We start from the raw sequence: 15,272 nt of genomic DNA, 5'->3' as shown, positions 1-15,272 counted from the left end.
GGATGATGCATCCGTCGCCCTTCGCCTTCCCCCTGGAATCCCTCCGGGCCGGCCGGACGGCCTAGGCCTCGCTGATGCGATCGACGTCCCAGTCGCCGGTCGCGAGGTACTGCACCTTCTTGGCGATCGACACGGCGTGGTCGCCGAATCGCTCGTGGTAGCGGCTCGCGAGCGTCGAGTCGACGGTCGAGGCCGTCTCGCCGCTCCACGTGTCGCTCAGCACCTTGTCGAAGACGCTGAGGTGCAGTTCGTCGAGCTCGTCGTCCTGGGCGCGGATCGCCTCGGCGATCTCGACGTCCTGCGTGCGCAGCATCTCGACGAGCTTGCGAGCGAGCTCGACGTCGATGCGGCCCATCTCGGCGAACGTCGGCCGGAGCGACTTCGGCACGACCTTGTCCGGGAACCGGTAGCGGGCGAGCTGGGCGATGTGCCGGGCGATGTCGCCCATGCGCTCGAGCGACGCGCTGATGCGCAGCGCGCTCACGGTGATGCGCAGGTCGCGGGCGACCGGCTGCTGCCGGGCGAGGATCGTGATCGCGTGCTCGTCGAGCTCGTGCGCGGCCTCGTCGATGATCGGGTCGTTGGCGATGACCTCCTCGGCGAGCGCGACGTTCGACTCGTTGAACGCGCGCGTCGCCTTCTCGATCGACTCCACGACGCGCTCGGCGATCTCGACCAGGCGCTCCTGGACGTCACGCATCTCCTGCTGGAAGACCTCGCGCATGCTGCGTCATCCCTCACTTCTCGGGTTCGATACTCGGGCACGGCGAACCTCGCCCGCCTCCGACATGCTGTCGGTCGGAGGTGAACAGCAGGTGCCGGGACCCTGAACACACTCTAAAGTAGCGGCGTCCGGCGTCCGCCGAGCGATGGGCGGGGTGCGCGGTCGTTACGCTGAGCACATGGACTCCACCTGGCTGGTGCTGGCGGCACTCGCGCTGGGCACCCTCATCGGGGCGGCGTTCGTGGTCCTCTTCCTGATCGCCGAGCGTCGTGGGTCGTCGGCCGCGCAGGTGGTCAATCCCACCATCCCCGACGGCATCGACCAGATGCTCGACGCGCTCGAGACCGCCGGCGTCGTGCTCGACCCGTCGAACAACGTGCTGAAGGCCTCGCCCGGCGCGCTCGCCATGGGCCTCGTCTGGGACCGCGCCCTCGTGCACGGCGAACTCGTCGCCCTCGTCGACGCGGTGCGCCGCACCGGCGACGCGATGGGCGACGAGGTGACGGTGACGCGCGGCCCGATCGGCGACACCACGCTGCAGCTGCGGGTGCGGGTGGCACGGCTCGGCACGCGATACGTCATGCTCCTCGCCGAGGACCGCACCGAGGCGAACCGCCTCGACCAGGTGCGCCGGGACTTCGTGGCGAACATCAGCCACGAGCTGAAGACGCCGATCGCGTCGGTGAGCCTGCTCGCGGAGGCGCTCGACCACGCCGCGGGCGATCCCGACCAGGTGCGGCGCTTCGCGCACCGCCTCGGCGTGGAGTCGGCCCGACTGGCCCGCATCACCAGCGAGATCATCGAGCTCTCGCGGCTCCAGGCGCACGAGGCCGTGGAGTCCGCGTCGCGCGTCGACCTCGACGCCCTCGTACGGCAGGCCGTCGACCAGAACCGCGTCATCGCCGCCTCGAAGCGCGTCGACATCGTGGTCAAGGCGAAGTCGAAGGCATCGGTCTACGGCGACGAGGCGCTGCTGCGCGTGGCCGTGCACAACCTCGTCGCGAACGCGCTCACCTACTCGAACGAGGGATCGCGGGTCGGCGTCGCGGTCCTGCGTGCCGGCGACGGCGTCGTCGAGGTCGTCGTCACCGACCAGGGCATCGGCATCGCCGAGGCCGACCTCGACCGGGTGTTCGAGCGGTTCTACCGCGTCGACCAGGCACGTGCGCGCGACACCGGAGGGTCCGGCCTCGGGCTCGCCATCGTCAAGCACACGGTGCAGAACCACGGCGGGGAGGTGCGCGTCTGGTCGCAGCCGGGCCGCGGCTCCACGTTCACCATCCGCCTCCCCGAGGCGGCCGAGGACCCGGCGCCCGAGCCGGGTCCGTCCACGCCCGCGGAGGCCGCTCCGCGCGTACCCGAGGAGACACGCACGTGACACGCATCCTGCTCGTCGAGGACGAGGTCGCGCTGAGCGAACCGCTCAGCTACCTGCTCGAGCGCGAGGGCTACGAGGTGGAGGTCGCCGACGACGGCGCCGACGCCGTGGCCGCCTTCGATCGCGCGGGCGCCGACCTCGTGCTGCTCGACCTCATGCTCCCCGGGCTGTCGGGCACGGAGGTCTGCCGCGAGCTGCGGACGCGGTCGTCGGTGCCGATCATCATGCTCACCGCCAAGGACTCCGAGGTGGACATCGTGGTCGGCCTGGAACTCGGCGCCGACGACTACGTCACCAAGCCCTACTCGACGCGCGAGCTCCTGGCGCGCATCCGCGCCGTGCTCCGCAGGCGGGTCGACGAGGACGACCTCGACGAGCGCATCCTCGAGGCGGGCCGGGTGCGCATGGACGTCGAGCGGCACACCGTCGCAGTCGACGGCGACGAGATCTCCATGCCCCTGAAGGAATTCGAGCTGCTCGAGCTGCTCATGCGCAACGCCGGCCGCGTGCTGACGCGCGGCCAGCTGATCGACCGGGTGTGGGGGTCGGACTACTTCGGCGACACCAAGACGCTCGACGTGCACATCAAGCGCATCCGCTCGAAGATCGAGCTCACGCCGTCGGAGCCGGTGATGCTGGTGACGGTGCGGGGGCTCGGATACCGGTTCGAGGGCTGACCGGGCCAACGGCGCCCGGCTTCCGGCCGCGCCCGGCTTCGGGCGTGCCCGGCTTCGGGCGTGCCCGGCTTCGGGCGTGCGCCCGGCTTCGGGCGTGCGCACGGCTACGGGCGTGCCCGGCTACGGCACGTAGGGGGCGTACTCCGGCAGGCCGCCGTCGAGCACCGGCACGAGCGCGTCGACGCCCGGCTCGCCGCCGTACTGGAAGTAGACCTCGAGCAGGTCGCCGGGCGGCGTGTCGATGCCGCTCAGCAGCGTCGGCTCCGTCACGTCCTCGACCTCGAAGTCGCCCGTGCCGAAGACCACGGTCGCGCCGCCGTCGATCGCGACGATCTCGGTGGACCGCGAGGAACCCGAACCGTACTGCACGGACAGGTCGACGTCGTCGTCGCCGTTGTTGACGACGGTCATGAGGAGGTTGCCGTCCTGGCCGTCCTCCGAGACGACCAGCGCGTTGCGGATGTCGAGCTCGCCGACGTCGGCGCTCACGCCGTCGCTGGCGTCGTAGGGCTCGGTGGTCGCCTGGTAGGTGATCATCGAGCATCCCGTGCCCGCGAGTGCGATGCCGAGGGCAAGGGCGACGGATGCCGCGTGACGCGCCTTCACTGAACCTCCAAGTCCGGGGTGCGCGCGCACGACGTGCGCGCGCGCGAGAACGCATCAGAGTCTAGCCGATGGTGCCCGTGCGACCCCGCCGGCGGTGCCGCCCGGGTCCGCCGGAGGTGGGGGAGCGAACCCTAGCACGGAGGTGCTGTGGTATCCTGAACGTTGCCGAAAGGACATATATTCATGCTTTTTGAGGTCGGCGAGACTGTCGTCTATCCCCACCACGGAGCCGCAACCATCACCGAGGTGAAGAAGAGGATCATCAAAGGTGAAGAGAAGCTCTACCTCAAGCTGAACGTCACGCAGGGCGACCTGGTCATCGAGGTCCCCGCCGAGAACGTCGACCTGGTCGGCGTCCGCGACGTGATCGGCAAGGAGGGCCTCGACAAGGTCTTCGAGGTGCTGCGCGCCCCGTTCACCGAGGAGCCCACCAACTGGTCGCGCCGTTACAAGGCGAACCTGGAGAAGCTCGCGTCGGGCGACGTGATCAAGGTCTCGGAGGTCGTGCGCGACCTCTGGCGCCGCGACCAGGACCGCGGCCTCTCGGCGGGTGAGAAGCGCATGCTCGCCAAGGCCCGCCAGATCCTCATCTCGGAGCTCGCGCTCGCGGAGAAGACCGACGAGGAGCAGGCGTCGACCGTCCTCGACGAGGTCCTCGCCTCCTAGTCGCACCGCACGCCGGGCTCCCCGTCGGCAGCGATACGCTCGACACGTGATCGAGCGCACCGCCACCGTGGGAGTCATCGTCGTCGCCGCCGGCAGCGGCACGCGCCTGGGCGCCGACGTGCCGAAGGCATTCGTGCCGCTCGGCGCGGGCACGATCCTCGGACGCGCGCTGCATGCCGTGGCCGGCATGGCCGAGTCCGCCGCCGTCGTCGTGGTGGCTCCCGCCGACCACGTCGAGCGCGCCCGCGACATCTGCGCGGGCGTGCTGGGCGACGCGACGCCGGCGCGCGTGGTCGCGGGCGGCGCGTCCCGCCAGGCGTCCGTCGCCGCGGGCATCGCGGCGCTGCCCGATCCCGTCGACACGGTCCTCGTCCACGATGCCGCGCGCCCCTTCACGCCGGCCGCCGTGTTCGACGAGGTGGTCGCGGCCGTGCGCGCGCGCGGCTGCGGCGTGATCCCGGTGCTCGACGTCATCGACACGATCAAGCGGGTCGACGGGCGACGCGTGCTCGAGACCGTCGACCGCTCGCAGCTCGCGGCGGTCCAGACGCCGCAGGGCTTCCCGCGGGACGAACTCGCACGGGCGTACGCCGCCGCGGGGGCCGAGCACACCGACGACGCCGCACTCGTCGCATCCGCCGGCCTCGAGGTCGAGGTCGTCCCCGGCGACGCGCGCTCCTTCAAGATCACCGTGCCGGCCGACCTGCGCCGGGCGGAACAGCTCGCGGCCCCGACCGCGCCCGCGACCCGCGTCGGCCAGGGCGTCGACGTGCACGCGTTCGACGACGACCCCGCCGCCGAGCTCCGGCTCGCGGGGCTGCACTGGCCCGGCGAGCGCGGGCTGTCGGGCCACAGCGACGGCGACGCGGTCGCGCACGCCGTCTGCGACGCCCTGCTGTCGGCCGCGGGCCTCGGCGACATCGGCGGCATGTTCGGCACCGACGACCCGCGGCTGGCCGGCGCGCACGGCGAGATCTTCCTGGCCGAGACGGTGCGACGCCTCGATGCGGCGGGCTGGCGGGTCGGCAACGTGGCCGTGCAGGTCGTCGGCAACCGGCCGAAGCTCGCGCCGCGTCGCGCGGAGGCCGAGCGCGTCCTCTCGGCGATCGTCGGCGCCCCGGTGAGCGTGTCGGCGACCACCACCGACGGGCTCGGGTTCACCGGCCGCGGCGAGGGCGTGGCCGCGATCGCGACGGCGCTCGTCACGCCACAGTGACGCGGCGGGCGCGCCGGTAGGCTTGCTCGCGTGACACTGCGCATCTACGACTCGAAGGCACAGTCGCTGCGTGACTTCGCGCCCCTCCGCGAGGGGCACGTCGGCATGTACGTCTGCGGCCCGACCGTGCAGTCGAGCCCGCACATCGGGCACCTGCGCAGCGCGCTCGTGTACGACATCCTGCGCCGCTGGCTCACCTACCGCGGGTACGACGTGACCTTCGTGCGCAACGTCACCGACATCGACGACAAGATCCTCGTCAACGCCTCGGAGTCGGGCGAGCGCTGGTGGGCGCTGGCGTACCGGTACGAGCTCGAGTTCACGGCCGCCTACCAGCGCCTCGGCATCCTCGCACCGACCTACGAGCCCCGGGCGACCGCGAGCGTCACCCAGATGCAGGACATCATCGCCGAGCTCATCGCGCGCGGGCACGCGTACCCGGCACCCGACGACTCGGGCGACGTGTACTTCGACACGTCGTCGTGGCCCGACTACGGCGCGCTCACCCGGCAGAGCCGCGACCACATGGAGGCCGCCGCCGACGCCGACCCGCGCGGCAAGCGCGACGAGCGCGACTTCGCCCTGTGGAAGGGCCACAAGCCCGAGGAACCCGCGGATGCCGCGTGGGAGTCGCCGTGGGGCCGCGGCCGTCCCGGCTGGCACATCGAGTGCTCCGCCATGTCGAAGCGGTACCTCGGTGCGCACTTCGACATCCACGGCGGCGGGCTCGACCTCCGCTTCCCGCACCACGAGAACGAGCTCGCGCAGTCGACCGCCGCCGGGGACGCGTTCGCCGCCTACTGGGTGCACAACGGGCTGGTGAACGTCTCCGGCCAGAAGATGTCGAAGTCGCTCGGCAACTCGGTCTACGCCGCCGACCTGCTCGGGCTCGCCCGCCCGCTCGTCGTGCGCTACCTGCTCGGCCAGGCGCACTACCGCTCCACCCTCGACTACAGCCCGGCCTCGATCGGCGAGGCGGAGGCCGCGCTCGAGCGCATCACGGGGTTCCTCGAGCGCGCCGAGCGGCGCCTCACCGGCACCCGCTTCGTCGGCACCGGCGCGGAGGTCGTGCCCGAGGCCTTCGGCCTCGCGATGGACGACGACCTGGGAGTGCCGCAGGCACTCGCCGTGCTCCACGACGCCGTGCGCGCCGGCAACCAGGCCCTCGACGCGGCCGACCTGCCCGCGGCGGCGCAGGCCCACGCCGAGGTGCGCGCGATGACCGAGGTGCTCGGCATCGACCCGCGCGAGGCGGTGCACGCCGGCGGCCACGACGAGTCGGCGGCGGCCTCGGCGCTCGACGCGCTCGTCTCGCGCCTGCTCGACGATCGCCACGCGGCGCGCGAGGCCAAGGACTACGGCGAGGCCGACCGCATCCGCGCCGAACTGACCGGTGCGGGCATCATGCTCGAGGACACCGCCCACGGAACGCATTGGAGTCTCGGCACATGAAGGGCAGCAGCGGAAAGCCGCGCGCGGGAGCCGTGCGCAAGAAGGGCAAGAACCCCCAGGCCGGCACCGGCGGGCACGGGCGGAAGGCGCTCGAGGGCAAGGGCCCGACCCCCAAGGCCGAGGACCGCGAGTACCACGCCGCGCACAAGCGCAAGGCCGCCGCCGAGCGTCGTGCCGCCAAGCAGGGTGGTCGCGGTGGCCCTCAGGGCGCCCCCCGCGGCGCCTCGGGCGCCTCGCGCAGGTCGAAGTCCGGCGACGAGTCGGAGATCGTGACCGGGCGCAACGCCGTGGTCGAGGCGCTGCGCGCCCGCATCCCCGCCTCGACGCTCTACGTCGCGGCGCGGGTCGAGATGGACGATCGCGTGCGCGAGGCGCTGAAGGTCGCCACGAACCGCGGCATCCCGATCATGGAGGTCATGCGGCCCGAGCTCGACCGGCTCGCCGGCGAGGGCGGGGTGCACCAGGGACTCGCGCTCAAGGTGCCGCCGTACGAGTACGCGCACCCGGTCGAACTGCTCGACGAGGTGCTGGACCGCGACGAGCTGCCGCTGTTCGTGGCGCTCGACGGCATCACCGATCCGCGCAACCTCGGCGCCATCATCCGCTCCACCGCCGCGTTCGGCGGCCAGGGCGTCATCGTGCCGCAGCGCCGCTCCGTCGGCGTCACCGCCTCGGCGTGGAAGACCTCGGCCGGCGCCGCCGCGCGGGTGCCGGTCGCGATGGCGTCGAACCTCACCCAGACGCTCAAGGCACTGAAGGAGCGCGGCGTCTTCGTGCTCGGACTCGACGGCGGCGGCGACGTGAGCCTGCCCGGCCTGTCGTTCGCCGACCGCCCGATCGTGGTCGTCGTCGGCAGTGAGGGCAAGGGCCTGTCGCGCCTGGTCACCGAGACCTGCGACGCGATCGTGTCGATCCCGATCCACGCGTCCACCGAGTCGCTGAACGCCGGCATCGCGGCGTCGGTCACGCTCTACGAGGTGGCCAAGCTGCGCGCCCAGGACTAGCCGGCTAGACCCGCGAGCGCCAGTCGCCGTCCTCGTCGCCGAGCGTCGAGATCGGCCCGGTCGCCTGGCCGATCATGGTCGTGGGCATGGTGATCGCCTCGGTCGGCGGTGCGATCACGGTCGCCTCGTCGCGCCGGTGGCGCAGCACCGTGTTGACGTACGACGACATCGCCTCGGCCAGCGGGATGTCGTGGCCCGCCTCCTGTGCCATGAACCAGCGGTGCTCGAGCAGCTGGTGGAACATCTCCGCCGGCTCGAGCTTGCCCTTGAGGTCGGAGGGGATCGAGCGGATCACGGGCTCGAACACCCGCACGAGCCACTCGTGGGCGATCATCTCCTCATCGGTGTCGGGCCGGCCGTAGACGGCGCGGTAGCTGTCGAGGTCGTTGAGCAGCCGGCGCGCCTGGTTCTCCTGTGCGTCGAGGCCCGTGAGGCGCAGCAGCCGGCGATGGTGGTGGCCGGCGTCGACCACCTTGGGTCGGATGCGCACGGTCGTGCCCGAGTCGTCGGTGCGGATCGCGAGCTCCTCGATGTCGAAGCCGAGCGCGTTCAGGCGGTTCACCCGTTCGTTGATGCGCCAGCGCTCGGCGCTCGAGAACGACTCGGTGCCGGTCAGCTCGCTCCAGAGGCTCCGGTAGGCGTCCACGATGCCGTCGGAGATGCGCACCGGGTCGAGTTCGTCGGCGACGCGACCGCCCGCCTCGAGGTCGAGCAGTTCCCCGGCGATGTTCACGCGCGCGATCTCGAGGTCGTTCTCGCGCTGGCCGTTGGAGAGCCCGCCCTCGTAGAGCTTGCCGGTCTCGGCGTCGACCAGGTAGGCGGCGAACGCGCCGGCGTCGCGCCGGAAGAGCGTGTTCGACAGCGACACGTCGCCCCAGAAGAACCCGATGATGTGCAGCCGCACGAGCAGCACCGCCAGGGCGTCGACCAGGCGCGTCGCGGTGTCCGGGCGCAGCGTCTGCGAGAACAGGGCGCGATAGGGGAGCGAGAACCGCAGGTGACGCGTCACCAGCACGGGGCGCAGCGGCTCGCCGTCGGCGTCGACGCGGTTCGAGATGACGGCGACCGGCTCGACGCACGGCACCATGAGGCGCTGGAGGGTGCGGAGCATCTCGTACTCGCCGCGCGCCATTTCCGCGGTGGTCTCCTTGACCGCGACGACGTAGCCGCCGAAGTGGGCGAAGCGCACCAGGTGTCGCGAGATGCCCTTGGGCAACGCCGCGATGGTCTCGCTCGGCCAGGCGTCGAGGGGCAGGTCCCACGGCAGGTCGAGCAGGGCCGGGTCGACCGTGGCGGAGGTGATGGAGAGTGAGGCGCTCATTGCTGCAACCGTACTGGACCCGAACGGCGACGCCGGCCGGGACCCGAGGGTCCCGACCGGCGTCGTCGGTACGGTGCGGGACCGGTCAGCTGACCACGGCCTGGTGGCCGAGGCGCTCGCCGCTCTCCGCGTCGAACACGTGCACGTGGCGCGGGGTCGGCATCAGGTAGACCTTGTCGCCGGCCTCGGGGTGGGTGCGGCCGTCGACGCGCGCGACGATGTCGGTGCGCTTGCCCTCGACGGTCGAGTGGCCGTACAGGTAGCCGTCGGCGCCGAGCTCCTCGACCAGGTCGACGTCGACCTCGAGGCCCTCGCCCTGCGTGGTCGACACGACGATGTCCTCGGGGCGCACGCCGACCGTGACGGTCGGGCCGCTGGCGTCGGCGAGGACGTCGCGCTCGACCGGCACCACGGCCGAGCCGAACAGCACGCCGCCGTCGGCGACGTCGGCGTGGAAGAGGTTCATCGCGGGCGAGCCGATGAAGCCGGCCACGAACACGTTGGACGGCTTCTCGTACAGGTCGCGCGGGGTGCCGACCTGCTGGAGCAGGCCGTCCTTCAGCACGGCGATGCGGTCGCCCATGGTGAGCGCCTCGGTCTGGTCGTGGGTGACGTAGACCGTGGTGACGCCGAGGCGGCGCTGCAGCGAGGCGATCTGGGTGCGGGTCTGCACGCGGAGCTTGGCGTCGAGGTTCGACAGCGGCTCGTCCATGAGGAACACCTGCGGCTGGCGCACGATCGCGCGGCCCATGGCGACGCGCTGGCGCTGGCCGCCCGAGAGGGCCTTCGGCTTGCGGTTGAGGTACGGCTCGAGGTCGAGCAGCTTCGCCGCCTCGAGCACGCGGGCGGCGCGCTCGTCCTTGCCGACGCCGGCGATCTTGAGCGCGAAGCCCATGTTCTCGGCCACGGTCATGTGCGGGTACAGCGCGTAGTTCTGGAAGACCATCGCGATGTCGCGGTCCTTCGGGGGCACGTCGGTGACGTTGCGGTCGCCGATGAAGATGTTGCCCTCGTTGACCTCCTCGAGACCCGCGAGCATGCGCAGGGAGGTGGACTTGCCGCAACCGGACGGGCCGACCAGGACGAGGAACTCGCCGTCTGCCACCTCCAGGTCCAGCTTGTCGACCGCGGGGCGGGTGCCGCCCGGGTAGAGGCGGGTTGCCTTGTCGAATGTGACAGACGCCATTGTTCTACTGCTCCTTCACCGGCAGGTACGTGCCGGACGATCCGTTGTGAATGGAATGCGTCGACGCCGCCGTGGCATCGACACGCGCCCCAGTATGCCATGCCGCGGGTGCGATGCGCACATCACCGTCGAGGAATGCTCGTGTTGTCCCCATGCCGTGGGCATTTGGACGATTCCCAGCGTGCGGCCCTACGATCGTCTCTTGCGTTCGCAGCATTCCTGCGCGCCCACAGCAGACGGAGACTCATCGATGACCTACGGCGGATCGGACCGACCCACCAAGAACGAACGGCGCGAGGCGGCGCGTGAGAAGGCCCGCCTGCTGCGCGAGGAGCAGCGCAAGCGCGAGCGGCGCAACAAGTTCCTGATCCAGGGCGGCGTCATCGTCGCGGTCATCGCGATCGCCGCCCTCATCGGCACGCTCATCTGGCAGAACATCCAGCCCGAGGGCCCGGGGCCGCGCAACATGGCCAGCGACGGCATCCTCTTCGACGTCGGCATGGAGCCGGTCGAGACCGTCGCGCTCCAGCCCGAGGAGGAGCCGACCGCGACCACGCAGGACGAGAGCGGCACCATCGCGAACATCGTGACGTACGTCGACTACCTGTGCCCGTTCTGCGGCCAGTTCGAGACCACCAACGGCGACCAGATCCGCACCATGGTCGAGTCGGGCGCGGCGACCATCGAGATCCACCCGGTGGCGATCCTGACGAACCGGTCGGCCGGCACGCAGTACTCCCTGCGCGCGGCCAACGCCGCCGGCTGCGTCGCCGACACCTCGCCGGAGGCCTTCTACGACTTCAATGCGCTGCTGTTCGCGAACCAGCCCGAGGAGGGCTCGACGGGCCTCAGCAACGACGAGCTCAAGGCGTTCGCGGCCGAGGCCGGCGTGAGCTCGATCTCCACCGTCGAGCAGTGCATCGACGACACCGAGTTCAAGAGCTGGGTGCAGGACGCCACGAACCGCTTCCTCTCCGAGCCGATCCCGAACTCCGACATCGACACCCAGCAGCGCGGCACGCCGACCGTCGTCGTCAACGGCAAGCAGTACTCTGGGTCGCTGACCGACCCGGCGGAGTTCGCCTCCTTCGTGCTGCAGGCCACGGCCGACACGTACACCGAGGCGACGGCCACGCCGACGCCCGAGCCCGAGGACGGGTGAGCTCGTCCGGGTGAACGGCAGGGGCCCGGCGCGAGCCGGGCCCCTGCCGTATCATGACCGTGGGTTCCGCGAGGGCCCAGGCCGACTTGGCGCAATCGGTAGCGCAACGCTCTTGTAAAGCGTAGGTTGCGGGTTCGAGTCCCGCAGTCGGCTCCGTGGTGCGAGCCCCTGACGCGGCGATCGGCCGGCGGATGCCCCGGGCCCGCGGGCTACGCCGCCGGGCCGTCCTCCGGGGTGAAGTCGAGCGCGATCGAGTTCATGCAGTAGCGGTCGCCGGTCGGCGTGCCGAAGCCGTCGGGGAAGACGTGGCCGAGGTGCGAGCCGCACCCCGCGCAGCGCACCTCGGTGCGCTCCATGCCGAGCGAGCGGTCCTCGAGCAGCTCGACCGCGTCGGGGCGCACGGACTCGTAGAAGCTCGGCCAGCCGCAGCCGGAGTCGAACTTCGTGCCGCTGCGGAACAGCTCCGCGTTGCACGCGCCGCACGTGTAGACACCCGCGCGCTCCTCGTCGAGGTGCTCACCGGTCCACGGTCGCTCCGTGCCCGCCTCGCGCAGCACCGAGTACCGCTCGCTGCCGAGCTCCTCGCGCCACTCGTCGTCGGACTTGCGGACCTCGTAGCTCATCGTGCTCCCTTCATCGGCGTCATCCTACGCGGGCGCCGGCCCGGCGCCGTCGCGTGACGTCTTCGAACGCAACATCCTGCGGCGTCGGCATGTTCCCGCGGCGGTGCGGTCTCGCGCGCCTAGGATTGCGCCGGACGATCGGGTGGAGGGAGTGCGGATGCCGGACGCCGCCGACCACTCGGGCGGGCTCTCGGAGCGCGAGGTGCGCGTGCTCGAGTTCGAGCGCGAGTGGTGGTCGCACGCCGGCGCGAAGGAGGAGGCGATCCGCGACGCGTTCGGCTTCGGTCCGGCCCGGTACTATCAGGTGCTCGGTGCACTCATCGACTCGCCCGACGCGCTGCGCCACGACCCGATGCTGGTGAAGCGGCTGCAGCGCCTGCGGGACGCGCGCGCGCGGGCCAGGTCGCGCCGTGCGCTGTCGTACGGCCGCACCGGCGACTGACCGCTGACCCGACTGGACCCCGATGGCAGAGAAGTACCCCCGAGACCGGTTCGACGAGATCCCCGACGCGCTGCACCGCGTGGGCGCGCACCGCGCGCCGGTCCGCCGTCGCTCCGCGTGGGCGGGGTTCGCGTGGGCGGCGTTCGCCACCGTGGTGCTCGCGGGCTTCGGCATCGCCGCGGTCATGGCGCTCGACGACCGGCTGTTCCCGGAGGACGTCCCCCTGCCGGTCGAGTCGACCGAGGCGGTCGCGACGGCGGAGCCGACCGTCGACCCGAGCGTGCCGGTGACCGTGCTCAACGGCACTTCCGAGGCCGGGCTCGCGGCGTCGGCGGCGGGGATCATCGCGGAGGCGGGCTTCACGGTGGGCACGACCGCCAACGCCAGCGAGAACGACATCCAGACCACGGTCGTCTACTACGCGAGCGCGGAGCTCGAGGGCGCCGCCCGCGGGGTCGCCCAGGCCATCGGCACGAGCGAGGTGCGCCTCTCCGAGGAGTTCGCGCAGACGGGTGCCGACCTGGTCGCCGTGCTCGGTGCGGACCACGCCGAGACCGCCGCCCCGTAACCATCACGTAAATTGTTGCCGTTCTGCGACCTGCGGGCCTGTGGGAACCGGTTCGGCACCCATCCCGCTGGCTAGTATCTGGCTTGGTCGCACCTTCCGTGCGAGGCTCCCGGGGTGACGCGGGGGGCTCGTCCAGCACGATCGTTCGGCCCGGTACAGGCGAGAGGCACGTGCTGCACGACCACGGCAATCAGGAGCAAGGCATGGCGAACGGAACCGTCAAGTGGTTCAACGCTGAAAAGGGTTACGGGTTCATCACCGTCGACGGCGGGGGGCAGGACGTGTTCGTCCACTACTCCGCGATCGACATGGCCGGGTACAAGGTGCTCGAGGAGGGCCAGCAGGTCGTCTTCGAGGTGGGCACCGGAGCCAAGGGCCCCCAGGCGGAGTCGGTCCGCCCGGCCTGACCTCCGCACCCCAGAACGTCCGGCGCGCCGTCGAGTCCCTCGACGGCGCGCCGTGCTGTGCGCGCACGGCCCGGCCGAGGCATCCGCTCGCTTGCACTCTCAGGTTCAGAGTGCCAGAATCGTGTCTGGCACTCGTGCCATTCGAGTGCTAAACCATCGAATCTTCCAACGTCCGAGAAAGGACGAGAGAACCACATGGCAAAGATCATTGCTTTCGACGAAGAGGCCCGTCGCGGTCTCGAGCGTGGCCTCAACACGCTCGCCGACGCCGTCAAGGTGACCCTCGGCCCGCGCGGTCGCAACGTCGTGCTCGAGAAGAAGTGGGGCGCGCCCACCATCACGAACGACGGCGTGTCGATCGCCAAGGAGATCGAGCTCGACGACCCGTACGAGAAGATCGGTGCCGAGCTCGTCAAGGAGGTCGCCAAGAAGACCGACGACGTCGCGGGTGACGGCACCACCACCTCCGTCGTGCTCGCCCAGGCGCTCGTGCGCGAGGGCCTGCGCAACGTCGCCGCCGGCGCCGACCCGATCAGCCTCAAGCGCGGCATCGAGAAGGCCACCGACGCCGTCTCGGCCGAGCTGCTGAACGCCGCCAAGGAGATCGAGACCAAGGACGAGATCGCGGCCACCGCGTCCATCTCGGCCGCCGACGCCCAGATCGGCGAGATCATCGCCGAGGCCATCGACAAGGTCGGCAAGGAGGGCGTCGTCACCGTCGAGGAGTCGAACACCTTCGGCACCGAGCTCGAGCTGACCGAGGGCATGCGCTTCGACAAGGGCTACCTGTCGGCGTACTTCGTGACCGACCCGGAGCGCCAGGAGGCGGTCTTCGAGGACCCGTACATCCTGATCGTCAACAGCAAGGTCTCGAACATCAAGGACCTGCTGCCGATCGTCGACAAGGTGATCCAGACCGGCAAGCAGCTGCTCATCATCGCCGAGGACGTCGACGGCGAGGCGCTCGCCACGCTCGTCGTGAACAAGATCCGCGGCATCTTCAAGTCGGTCGCCGTCAAGGCCCCCGGCTTCGGCGACCGTCGCAAGGCGCAGCTGCAGGACATCGCGATCCTCACCGGCGGCCAGGTCATCGCCGAGGAGGTCGGCCTCAAGCTGGAGAACGTCGAGCTCGACATGCTCGGCCAGGCCCGCAAGGTCGTCATCACCAAGGACGAGACCACGATCGTCGAGGGTGCCGGCGACACCGAGCAGATCGCCGGCCGCGTGGCCCAGATCCGCTCGGAGATCGAGAACACCGACTCCGACTACGACCGCGAGAAGCTGCAGGAGCGCCTCGCCAAGCTCGCCGGCGGCGTGGCCGTCATCAAGGCGGGCGCGGCCACCGAGGTCGAGCTCAAGGAGCGCAAGCACCGCATCGAGGACGCCGTCCGCAACGCGAAGGCCGCCGTCGAGGAGGGCATCGTCGCCGGTGGTGGCGTCGCCCTCATCCAGGCGGGCGCCAAGGCGTTCGAGACCCTCGCGCTCGAGGGCGACGAGGCGACCGGTGCCAACATCGTGCGCGTCGCGATCGAGGCCCCGCTGAAGCAGATCGCCCTCAACGCCGGCCTCGAGCCGGGCGTCGTGGCCGCCAAGGTCGCCGAGCTCCCCGCGGGCCACGGCCTCAACGCCGCGACCGGCCAGTACGGCGACCTCGTCGCGCAGGGCATCATCGACCCGGCCAAGGTCACCCGCTCGGCGCTGCAGAACGCCGCGTCGATCGCCGGGCTGTTCCTCACCACCGAGGCGGTCGTCGCCGACAAGCCGGAGAAGAACGCTCCGGCCGTCCCGGCCGACCCGACCGGTGGCATGGACTTCTAGTCCCACCCGCCGGCGCACGCCG

The 15,272-nt window shown here is 71.0% G+C and carries 16 protein-coding genes and 1 tRNA gene; 12 read left to right on the top strand and 5 right to left on the bottom strand.

Going from position 1 to position 15,272, the window contains the following annotated elements; all coding sequences use genetic code 11:
* Window positions 1-61 precede the first annotated feature (61 nt).
* Window positions 62-724: a phosphate signaling complex protein PhoU gene (phoU, locus tag ABZK10_RS00560; RefSeq protein WP_353807237.1), complete on the bottom strand. Its 663-nt coding sequence runs from the start codon at window positions 722-724 to the stop codon at window positions 62-64.
* A 178-nt stretch (window positions 725-902) separates the two neighbouring features.
* On the opposite strand from phoU, the gene ABZK10_RS00555 reads away from it, so the two are divergent.
* Together ABZK10_RS00555 and ABZK10_RS00550 are read left to right on the top strand one after the other, a co-directional pair.
* Entirely contained in the window at window positions 903-2,102 is a 1,200-nt protein-coding gene (locus ABZK10_RS00555; RefSeq protein ID WP_353807236.1) for a sensor histidine kinase, read from the top strand.
* The gene (locus tag ABZK10_RS00550) at window positions 2,099-2,779 is read left to right on the top strand and encodes a response regulator (protein WP_353807235.1); all 681 of its coding nucleotides are present in this window, start codon (window positions 2,099-2,101) and stop codon (window positions 2,777-2,779) included. Before ABZK10_RS00555 ends, ABZK10_RS00550 begins: the two co-directional genes overlap by 4 nt.
* A gap of 120 nt (window positions 2,780-2,899) precedes the next feature.
* On the opposite strand, the gene ABZK10_RS00545 is transcribed toward ABZK10_RS00550, so the two are convergent.
* Entirely contained in the window at window positions 2,900-3,385 is a 486-nt protein-coding gene (locus tag ABZK10_RS00545) for a hypothetical protein (protein ID WP_353807234.1), read from the bottom strand.
* Between the two features lie 183 nt (window positions 3,386-3,568).
* On the opposite strand from ABZK10_RS00545, the gene ABZK10_RS00540 reads away from it, so the two are divergent.
* From ABZK10_RS00540 to rlmB, 4 genes are read left to right on the top strand one after another with little or no spacing between them, the layout of a single operon-like run.
* A complete protein-coding gene (locus ABZK10_RS00540; RefSeq protein ID WP_056734541.1) occupies window positions 3,569-4,051 on the top strand; it encodes a CarD family transcriptional regulator in 483 nt (160 codons plus the stop codon).
* Window positions 4,052-4,097: 46 nt separating this feature from the next.
* Window positions 4,098-5,267 carry a 2-C-methyl-D-erythritol 4-phosphate cytidylyltransferase gene (gene ispD / locus ABZK10_RS00535; protein ID WP_353807233.1) on the top strand — a complete coding sequence of 390 codons (1,170 nt, stop codon included), beginning with the start codon at window positions 4,098-4,100 and terminating at the stop codon, window positions 5,265-5,267.
* Window positions 5,268-5,297: 30 nt separating this feature from the next.
* Window positions 5,298-6,719: a cysteine--tRNA ligase gene (cysS, locus tag ABZK10_RS00530; RefSeq protein WP_353807232.1), complete on the top strand. Its 1,422-nt coding sequence runs from the start codon at window positions 5,298-5,300 to the stop codon at window positions 6,717-6,719.
* Window positions 6,716-7,723, top strand: coding sequence for a 23S rRNA (guanosine(2251)-2'-O)-methyltransferase RlmB (gene rlmB / locus ABZK10_RS00525; RefSeq protein ID WP_353807231.1), 1,008 nt, complete (start codon window positions 6,716-6,718; stop codon window positions 7,721-7,723). The genes cysS and rlmB overlap by 4 nt, the downstream gene beginning before the upstream one ends.
* Before the next feature lie 4 nt (window positions 7,724-7,727).
* Here rlmB and ABZK10_RS00520 read toward each other — a convergent pair whose 3' ends face one another.
* Window positions 7,728-9,044 carry a DUF4032 domain-containing protein gene (locus ABZK10_RS00520; protein WP_353807230.1) on the bottom strand — a complete coding sequence of 439 codons (1,317 nt, stop codon included), beginning with the start codon at window positions 9,042-9,044 and terminating at the stop codon, window positions 7,728-7,730.
* Window positions 9,045-9,129: 85 nt separating this feature from the next.
* On the bottom strand, window positions 9,130-10,230 hold the full coding sequence (locus tag ABZK10_RS00515) for an ABC transporter ATP-binding protein (RefSeq protein ID WP_353807229.1): 1,101 nt from the start codon (window positions 10,228-10,230) through the stop codon (window positions 9,130-9,132).
* A gap of 250 nt (window positions 10,231-10,480) precedes the next feature.
* Here ABZK10_RS00515 and ABZK10_RS00510 point away from each other — a divergent pair, with 250 nt between their 5' ends.
* Both ABZK10_RS00510 and ABZK10_RS00505 read left to right on the top strand, forming a co-directional pair.
* Window positions 10,481-11,392: a DsbA family protein gene (locus ABZK10_RS00510; RefSeq protein WP_353807228.1), complete on the top strand. Its 912-nt coding sequence runs from the start codon at window positions 10,481-10,483 to the stop codon at window positions 11,390-11,392.
* 80 nt (window positions 11,393-11,472) lie between these two features.
* Window positions 11,473-11,545: transfer RNA gene (locus ABZK10_RS00505), tRNA-Thr, on the top strand.
* Between the two features lie 56 nt (window positions 11,546-11,601).
* Here ABZK10_RS00505 and msrB read toward each other — a convergent pair.
* Window positions 11,602-12,015, bottom strand: coding sequence for a peptide-methionine (R)-S-oxide reductase MsrB (msrB, locus tag ABZK10_RS00500; RefSeq protein WP_353807227.1), 414 nt, complete (start codon window positions 12,013-12,015; stop codon window positions 11,602-11,604).
* A 157-nt stretch (window positions 12,016-12,172) separates the two neighbouring features.
* On the opposite strand from msrB, the gene ABZK10_RS00495 reads away from it, so the two are divergent.
* The 4 genes from ABZK10_RS00495 to groL all read left to right on the top strand — a co-directional run bounded on the left by ABZK10_RS00495 (window position 12,173) and on the right by groL (window position 15,250).
* Entirely contained in the window at window positions 12,173-12,457 is a 285-nt protein-coding gene (locus ABZK10_RS00495) for a DUF3263 domain-containing protein (protein ID WP_353807226.1), read from the top strand.
* A gap of 22 nt (window positions 12,458-12,479) precedes the next feature.
* Window positions 12,480-13,025 (top strand): LytR C-terminal domain-containing protein, encoded by a 546-nt coding sequence (locus ABZK10_RS00490; protein WP_353807225.1) that lies wholly within the window; start codon window positions 12,480-12,482, stop codon window positions 13,023-13,025.
* A gap of 203 nt (window positions 13,026-13,228) precedes the next feature.
* A complete protein-coding gene (locus ABZK10_RS00485; protein WP_153685455.1) occupies window positions 13,229-13,432 on the top strand; it encodes a cold-shock protein in 204 nt (67 codons plus the stop codon).
* Window positions 13,433-13,627: 195 nt separating this feature from the next.
* Window positions 13,628-15,250, top strand: coding sequence for a chaperonin GroEL (gene groL / locus ABZK10_RS00480; protein ID WP_353807224.1), 1,623 nt, complete (start codon window positions 13,628-13,630; stop codon window positions 15,248-15,250).
* The last annotated feature ends 22 nt before the right edge of the window (window positions 15,251-15,272 follow it).

The organism is Agromyces sp. SYSU T00194 (assembly GCF_040496035.1).
GTDB lineage: Bacteria > Actinomycetota > Actinomycetes > Actinomycetales > Microbacteriaceae > Agromyces > Agromyces chitinivorans.
This window is presented reverse-complemented; position numbering and strand designations above follow the sequence as displayed.